We start from the raw sequence: 6,307 nt of genomic DNA, 5'->3' as shown, positions 1-6,307 counted from the left end.
CCCCCCCCCGTTTCATATTTTCTATCAAGGCTTCACCAAGTTTATATGTAATGCAGTTCTTTTCTCTTAAAGAATCTTTATAATCAGGATAACTTTCTAAAGGAGGAAATTTTAAAGAAGGATTATCTTTTATCTTTTCATTATATATCTTTTGTTCTTTTTTATGTTTATCTTTTATATAAGATAAAACATAAGGTAACTTTTCATTTTGTTTTATAAGCAAAGCTTTGAAAAGGCTGAAAAATGGACTTTTATGTGGATTTATCCAAAGAAAAATTACCCAAAGAATCAAGCACCTTATTTTTTAATAAAAAAGACATAGAAAAGATTGATGATAATTTAATTGTTTCTTATAAAAATTCTTTTTACAATTTTGTCTTTCCTAATTTTAATTCTATAGACTTTGATTTTTTCATAAGTATTTGTTGCTTATTAAAAGAAAAAGGAAGTGTTTTAGTAGATATAGACTACAAATTTCTTTTAAAACTAATTAACTCTAAAAAAAGATATAGCAAAAAAGAATTTTTTACTGAATTTAAAAACTTCACAGATAAAGCTATAAACATATATTTTATAAATAAAGCCATAGATAACAATAGCAATAGAAACTACACCTATTGTTCTGTTTTTTCAAAAATAGAATTAAATGAAAAAGAAGGTCGTTTAATATTTTTATTAAATGATGTCTTTTTTGATATTTTAAATAATTTTAAAAATGGTTTTTATAGTTCTTTTTTGTTAAAAACCTTTTTAAGTCTTAAACGCAAATATTCAAAAATGCTATATATATTGTTGGTACAATTCATATATAAAGGTAGTTTTTATATTGACTTAAAGGATTTTTATTTTTATCTTTCTTTAGATTTAAATGCATATAAAAATCTAGGAGTATTAGAACAGAGAATACTTAACCCTATTATAGATGAGCTTCAAACAATACCAAATCTTATAAATCTGTCTTATCAAAAAATCAAAAAAGATAAAACAAACCCTAAAAGTAAGGTTATTGCTTTACATTTTACATTTTAAAGGAAATACACAAATGAATAATGAAAAAGAAATAAGTCTCTTTAGCGATGATGAACTTAAAATTGAACCTAAGATTAAAGACTTAGTGAATACCAAAGAAGTAAAATATTTAGATTATTATGAATCTATGGAAAAGAGAATAGATAAAAAGTCTAAAAATAAGAAAAAGAAATATAAGCTTTTTGGAAATTGTAATGAGTAAAACATATAACAATAAAGAGCTTTCAATGCCCTTTGATGAAATATTATTAAAAAATGGTTATGATATTAAAAAAGAAAAAAGCACTAGAAATTCAATCACTATGTCAAATGATAGTGATACTATTGTTATTACAAGATTAAGTAACGGACACTATCTATACTTTAATCCAAACGATACTAATGATAGAGGTAATATATATTCTTTTTGTAAGAATAGAGGCTTAAAACTAAAAGATTTGCTAAATAATAAAGTAGATACAAAAGAGCTTAAACACAATCTAACAGATACAAAAGAAATAAATAATGATAATAAAGTGTTAGAAGACTTTAAAACCTTAAAAATACTAGATGAAAATTCTTATTTTGTAAGCAAAAGACTGATTGACAAAGAAATTTTAAATGATTTTTCTACTTTAATCAAACAAGATAAATTCTATAACATCTGCATTCCTACTTATACTATTAAAAAAATAAAAGATGTAGAAATTTTAACTCAAAGCGGCTATATGACTTATCTTAAAACTCCTATGAAAAAAGATAAAGACGGAGTAGTTTTAAAAAAAGCTATAAAACAAATATGCTATGGCAAAAAAGGCTTAGAATTATTAAAAACAACAACTTCAAAAATGAATGATATTAAAAATATAATCATAAGCGAATCCATAATAGATAGCTTATCTTTGCTTGAATTAAAAAGCTTAAATCCAAATGAAAGTTTATTGTGTTCTACAAATGGCACTTATACAAATTCTCACAAAGAAAGCTTAAATTATTTAAAAAATAATATTAAAAATGCAAATTTTATACTAGGTTTTGATAATGATGAAAGAGGTTTAAGCTTTAGTAAAAGTATAAAAGAAACTCTAAAAGAAAAAATAACAGACTTAAAACCTATCTTAAAGGATTTTAATGATGATTTATTAGTGTCTAAGTTTTTAAGACTAAATAAAAACTTTTCTATAGATGAGTTGGAAAACTCTTTAAAAAACAATTTCATTTTAAAGATAAATGAGTATAAAAAACTCTCAAAACACAAAGAATTAAAATTTTCACAAAAAATCTTAAAACTAATAGAACCTAAAATTCAAAACTATATAAGCAAAGATAGCTTAAAGGCTCTTGTTTTAGCTCAAATCACAAAAGGAAATTCGCTTGAAAGATAAGGATACGCTATACAAAAGAAAAATTTTAATCGTATTTGTGCTTTTAATAGGTTCTATATTTTCTGGTATTGGTTTATTAACATCTTTTATCTTAGCAAAGCTTTCTTTATTTAATTCCTTTGATTTTTTTATATCTTTACCACTTATTATGCAAATTCCCTTTTTAATGCTTTATTTTTTACTTTGGATTATGTTGATTTATGTTGTTCGTAAAGAATTAAGCTAATTCTAACTCATTCAAAAACAAAGCTCTATTTGTTACATTCTTAGGTAAATACTTAGCATAATATTTAAAAGTAGTATTTAAGTCAGAATGTCCCAACATTACCCTTGAAACCCACATAGCTTCCTCACCTTTGCTTAACATAACACTAGCAAAAGAATGCCTAGTATCATATAGCCTTCTTAAATGGCATATATTTAAATTCTTTTGTAATTTTTTGAATTCTCTTCCTAACCTAGCTCTTTTTATTGTAAATAAAAACTCATCATCTTTTTTATTTTTGCAAATCTTTTTTAATTCTTTTTCTATTATAGGTAACATGTCCATCTTTCTAAAAGATGATTGATTTTTGGGTGTGTCTAGGATATTTCTTTGTGAAAGACTTCTTTTAATAGCAATCTTTTTATCTAAAAAATCAATATCCCCTTTTTTAAGTCCTAATAATTCCCCTGTTCTTGCTCCTGTGAAAAATGCTATCATTAAATAAGATTTTAATTCACTCTTAGCATTTTTAATAAGCAGTTCAATTTCTTTTAAATCAAATGTCCTTAATTCTTTTTTTTCTAATTCCTCTAAACTATCTTTTAAAACTACCTTAGCAAAGTCTAATTTTTCAATAAATCCTAAATCTAAAGCATATCTTAAAAGAGATTTTAAAACCTTAATCTTTTGCCTTATAGTTACGTTATTATTATTTTTAGCTTTTAAATAATTCACAAAATCAATGCTATGTTCTCTTTTAAAATCTGCAATATAAACAATCTTATACATTTTAAAAAAGCTTTCTATGTGTCTTAAAGATGTTTTGTATTGTTTTATAGTTTCATATTTTAAAAAGCTCTTTTCTTTTAAAAAAGATTGAATTAAACACTGTGTTTTTACTTTTTTCATTTCACTTCCTTTTAAATGTTTTTTGCTATATCGTTTTTTGTGTTTAAATTTTTATATTATGCAAAGAGTTTTTTTTGTTTTTGTCTTATCGCAAAATTCTTCTTTGTCTTTTTATTAAGATTTGTTACAGCTTAAAAGATTTTTTTAAGCTGTAATGCATTAAAATTCTTTACTTTCTTTTTTATGTTTTGCCTTTAGAGCTATATATTCTTTGAGTTTCTTAGCTCTAGGCAGACTTGCTTTAAAATATGTCCTTTTAACTTCATATAAGATTGTAAAAAGTGCTTGTATAAGCTCTTTATATTTTATTTTCGTGCAATTTATCTTTCTTATAATCTTTGTATTTTTATCAAAAAGCCCATAACCTTTAAAAACAATATGTTCTTTTTCCTCACTATCATAGCTTTTTAGCATTGAATAAGCTATATTAAAAGGTGTTTTGCTGTATTTATTGATTTCTCTTAATAAAAGTTCTATATAATCTGCGTTATATATGAATTTTTTATTAGCAATAGCAAGTTTTAATCTTTCTTGCCTTTTACTTTCTTTATTCCAAGCCTTATCAAATTTACTTAATCTTCTCATTTTCTTTCCTTTCTTATCTATAAGTATTTTTAACACTCTTTAAAGTGTTATCAAGCTTAAATAAAAGCTCTTTTAACTGTGTTTTTAATTCAGTGTTTTGTGTGGATAAGTGATTGATCACCTTATCCTTTGTTCTAAGATTTGTTTTTAAAGAATCTATAACCTTATTTAAACTCTTGTTCTTTGTAAAAAGTGTTTTTGTTTTCATTTTCTATCCTTTCTTATTTGTTAATAGCCTTAAGCCTACTATGCCATCCATCTAAGCTTAAAAACTCCTCACTTAATTGCTTTGCTATTTTGTTTGCTTCATTTACATCTAAAGAAAGCAAAACTTCTTTTATTGCTTCTTTTATATCTGTTCCATTAGCAACTATTATTTTTCTTTTTTCAACTTCTTCTAAGTTCTTATAAAGTTCTAAAATATCCTTTGCCTTACAAAACATCACTTCTTTAGCTTCAAACTCTAAAGTTTGATAGCCAGCATCTCCTAAATAAAATTCTACTTCCATATTTTTCTCCTTGTTTTATATTAATTTATATTCATTTCTTGTAAGGCTTAAAACCTTACAAGATTGTTTTTAAATATTCATCAAGCTCTTTAACGTCTTTAAATTCTTCTTTGCTTATTTCTCTTTCCTCCTTATCATTTATTAACCAAAAAACTTTTAAAGGTTTAAAATCCTCATCATATTTCTTTGAAAATAAATAATCATTGTCTAAATTTATGCCTATGCTATCCAAATAACTTGCAAATCTTTTAAAAACTTCATTTATATAAATCTCCTCAAAATCTGGTAAAAGTTCGCTTTGCCTTGCAATCTCCCAAAAACTCTCTTCACTTATAACGTTAAATTCATCATCACAAAAAGCCTTTTTCTCTATCAAAAAACTTTCAATCAACCCCACTGATTCCCTAACTCTTTTAATGTCAAATCCTCTTAAATTCAAACTCATCTTTTTTTCCTTTCTTTTTTATTACTATAATTATACCAAAAAAAATAATATAAGTCAATAGAAAAAACAAAAAAAACAAAAAAAAATACACAAAATATTAACATTCCCTCCCTTTTATAAGCTCCTTTAGGTGCTTATACTTAGTAATATTGTGGGGCGTTGCGGGGTATCCCCGCTTATCTTAAGCTAAAGACCTTGTGGCTTTAGCTTTGTTTTTAAGACCTTAGGCTTAAAAACTTATGAGACAAGACCTTAAGGCTTGTCGAACAATAAACATTAAAAAACAAAAAAAATAACAAAAATAAAAGAAAATATGCTATAATAAAAATAAAAAGGTGTGAATATGCAAGATGAAATAGAGGCTATGAAAGAAAAAATTAATTCTTTAGAGGAATCGTTAGAAAATCTTGAAGAATTGCTAGAAGTTACAATATCTGAAGTTGTAGAAAAAAGGTTTATCGCTATTGAAGAAAAACAAAAAGTTTTAGTGCAGAATGTGTTAGAAATAGTGGAAATTTTAAAAAAAAGAAGATAAATATATGACAAAACAAGAATTTGATAATCTACTAAAAGAATGTGGATTAAAAACTTATGCAGATTTAGCAAATTTGCTTAATATATCCACTCAAACTATAGTGATTTGGAACAGAAATGAAAATTATCCAAAATATATAAAACAAGCTTTAAAATGGTATAAATTATCTCAAAGATACGGTGAAAAATCAGATTTAGCACTATATGAAAATTTGGATAATAAACTTAAACTCTTAGAAGAAGAAAATAAAGCACTAGAAAAGAAGTTAGAATACCTAGAAAGCATTAAAAAAATAATAAAAACCAGACTATCACAGTGAAATAAATTCACTGTGAGGATTAAAAATTAGATATTTATCTTATTCACATTTATTTTCTTTAATGTAGCACTCCACATAAAAATAATCTTTTAATACATTGCCATTTTCATCTTTTATTATAAATTGATATTTATATCCAGCAGTTTCTTTAATACCTTTAGCTACATCTGCATAACGTAAAATTGTAGTAACTGTAATATCTTTTCCTTTGTCTCGTTTAAAATTGCTATAAGATTTATATGCTATCCCATTAGGAAATTTTTCTTTTACAAACTGTAAAGCTTGTTCGTCCATTCTACCAGCTTGAGATTCAAATTTATCATCATTGCTACCACAACCTACAAAAAAAGCACCTAAAAGCAAAGAGCTTAATACTAATTTTTTCATATTACAATCCTTATTGAATA

12 protein-coding genes and 1 pseudogene are annotated in these 6,307 nt (G+C 24.7%); 6 read left to right on the top strand and 7 right to left on the bottom strand.

Annotated elements, in window-relative coordinates; genetic code table 11:
* A pseudogene (locus Q0J35_RS08080) lies at window positions 1-223 on the bottom strand (hypothetical protein); the annotation flags it as partial.
* Window positions 224-243: 20 nt separating this feature from the next.
* On the opposite strand from Q0J35_RS08080, the gene Q0J35_RS08075 reads away from it, so the two are divergent.
* From Q0J35_RS08075 to Q0J35_RS08060, 4 genes are read left to right on the top strand one after another with little or no spacing between them, the layout of a single operon-like run.
* Window positions 244-1,029: a replication initiation protein gene (locus Q0J35_RS08075; protein ID WP_297195301.1), complete on the top strand. Its 786-nt coding sequence runs from the start codon at window positions 244-246 to the stop codon at window positions 1,027-1,029.
* Between the two features lie 13 nt (window positions 1,030-1,042).
* The gene (locus tag Q0J35_RS08070; RefSeq protein WP_297195299.1) at window positions 1,043-1,231 is read left to right on the top strand and encodes a hypothetical protein; all 189 of its coding nucleotides are present in this window, start codon (window positions 1,043-1,045) and stop codon (window positions 1,229-1,231) included.
* Window positions 1,224-2,393: a toprim domain-containing protein gene (locus tag Q0J35_RS08065; RefSeq protein WP_297195297.1), complete on the top strand. Its 1,170-nt coding sequence runs from the start codon at window positions 1,224-1,226 to the stop codon at window positions 2,391-2,393. Before Q0J35_RS08070 ends, Q0J35_RS08065 begins: the two co-directional genes overlap by 8 nt.
* The gene (locus Q0J35_RS08060) at window positions 2,383-2,619 is read left to right on the top strand and encodes a hypothetical protein (RefSeq protein ID WP_297195295.1); all 237 of its coding nucleotides are present in this window, start codon (window positions 2,383-2,385) and stop codon (window positions 2,617-2,619) included. Before Q0J35_RS08065 ends, Q0J35_RS08060 begins: the two co-directional genes overlap by 11 nt.
* Here Q0J35_RS08060 and Q0J35_RS08055 read toward each other — a convergent pair.
* The 5 genes from Q0J35_RS08055 to Q0J35_RS08035 all read right to left on the bottom strand — a co-directional run bounded on the left by Q0J35_RS08055 (window position 2,611) and on the right by Q0J35_RS08035 (window position 5,046).
* Window positions 2,611-3,507 (bottom strand): site-specific integrase, encoded by an 897-nt coding sequence (locus Q0J35_RS08055; protein WP_297195292.1) that lies wholly within the window; start codon window positions 3,505-3,507, stop codon window positions 2,611-2,613. The genes Q0J35_RS08060 and Q0J35_RS08055 overlap by 9 nt on opposite strands.
* Window positions 3,508-3,666: 159 nt before the next feature.
* Window positions 3,667-4,092 carry a hypothetical protein gene (locus Q0J35_RS08050; protein ID WP_297195290.1) on the bottom strand — a complete coding sequence of 142 codons (426 nt, stop codon included), beginning with the start codon at window positions 4,090-4,092 and terminating at the stop codon, window positions 3,667-3,669.
* Window positions 4,093-4,105: 13 nt separating this feature from the next.
* Window positions 4,106-4,300 (bottom strand): hypothetical protein, encoded by a 195-nt coding sequence (locus Q0J35_RS08045; RefSeq protein WP_297195288.1) that lies wholly within the window; start codon window positions 4,298-4,300, stop codon window positions 4,106-4,108.
* Between the two features lie 13 nt (window positions 4,301-4,313).
* Window positions 4,314-4,601: a hypothetical protein gene (locus Q0J35_RS08040; protein WP_297195286.1), complete on the bottom strand. Its 288-nt coding sequence runs from the start codon at window positions 4,599-4,601 to the stop codon at window positions 4,314-4,316.
* Window positions 4,602-4,656: 55 nt separating this feature from the next.
* Window positions 4,657-5,046: a hypothetical protein gene (locus Q0J35_RS08035; protein WP_297195284.1), complete on the bottom strand. Its 390-nt coding sequence runs from the start codon at window positions 5,044-5,046 to the stop codon at window positions 4,657-4,659.
* Window positions 5,047-5,389: 343 nt separating this feature from the next.
* Here Q0J35_RS08035 and Q0J35_RS08030 point away from each other — a divergent pair, with 343 nt between their 5' ends.
* Window positions 5,390-5,581: a hypothetical protein gene (locus tag Q0J35_RS08030; protein ID WP_297195282.1), complete on the top strand. Its 192-nt coding sequence runs from the start codon at window positions 5,390-5,392 to the stop codon at window positions 5,579-5,581.
* Between the two features lie 4 nt (window positions 5,582-5,585).
* On the top strand, window positions 5,586-5,900 hold the full coding sequence (locus Q0J35_RS08025) for a hypothetical protein (protein WP_297195279.1): 315 nt from the start codon (window positions 5,586-5,588) through the stop codon (window positions 5,898-5,900).
* Window positions 5,901-5,939: 39 nt separating this feature from the next.
* Here the strand turns inward: Q0J35_RS08025 and Q0J35_RS08020 are convergent, their stop codons facing one another.
* Complete coding sequence (locus Q0J35_RS08020) at window positions 5,940-6,287, bottom strand: hypothetical protein (protein WP_297195277.1); 348 nt, start codon at window positions 6,285-6,287, stop codon at window positions 5,940-5,942.
* Window positions 6,288-6,307 lie beyond the last annotated feature (20 nt).

It is taken from the genome of uncultured Campylobacter sp., assembly GCF_944323605.1.
Taxonomy (GTDB): Bacteria; Campylobacterota; Campylobacteria; order Campylobacterales; family Campylobacteraceae; genus Campylobacter_D.
Note: the sequence above shows the minus strand (reverse complement) of the source record. Positions and strands in the feature narration are given on the sequence as shown.

Bases quoted from the DNA above. Each gene is read 5' to 3' on its own strand.
- Q0J35_RS08075 (WP_297195301.1), top strand. From the start codon at position 244: ATGGACTTTTATGTGGATTTATCCAAAGAAAAATTACCCAAAGAATCA.
- Q0J35_RS08070 (WP_297195299.1), top strand. From the start codon at position 1,043: ATGAATAATGAAAAAGAAATAAGTCTCTTTAGCGATGATGAACTTAAA.
- Q0J35_RS08065 (WP_297195297.1), top strand. From the start codon at position 1,224: ATGAGTAAAACATATAACAATAAAGAGCTTTCAATGCCCTTTGATGAA.
- Q0J35_RS08055 (WP_297195292.1), bottom strand. From the start codon at position 3,507: ATGAAAAAAGTAAAAACACAGTGTTTAATTCAATCTTTTTTAAAAGAA.
- Q0J35_RS08050 (WP_297195290.1), bottom strand. From the start codon at position 4,092: ATGAGAAGATTAAGTAAATTTGATAAGGCTTGGAATAAAGAAAGTAAA.
- Q0J35_RS08045 (WP_297195288.1), bottom strand. From the start codon at position 4,300: ATGAAAACAAAAACACTTTTTACAAAGAACAAGAGTTTAAATAAGGTT.
- Q0J35_RS08040 (WP_297195286.1), bottom strand. From the start codon at position 4,601: ATGGAAGTAGAATTTTATTTAGGAGATGCTGGCTATCAAACTTTAGAG.
- Q0J35_RS08035 (WP_297195284.1), bottom strand. From the start codon at position 5,046: ATGAGTTTGAATTTAAGAGGATTTGACATTAAAAGAGTTAGGGAATCA.
- Q0J35_RS08030 (WP_297195282.1), top strand. From the start codon at position 5,390: ATGCAAGATGAAATAGAGGCTATGAAAGAAAAAATTAATTCTTTAGAG.
- Q0J35_RS08025 (WP_297195279.1), top strand. From the start codon at position 5,586: ATGACAAAACAAGAATTTGATAATCTACTAAAAGAATGTGGATTAAAA.
- Q0J35_RS08020 (WP_297195277.1), bottom strand. From the start codon at position 6,287: ATGAAAAAATTAGTATTAAGCTCTTTGCTTTTAGGTGCTTTTTTTGTA.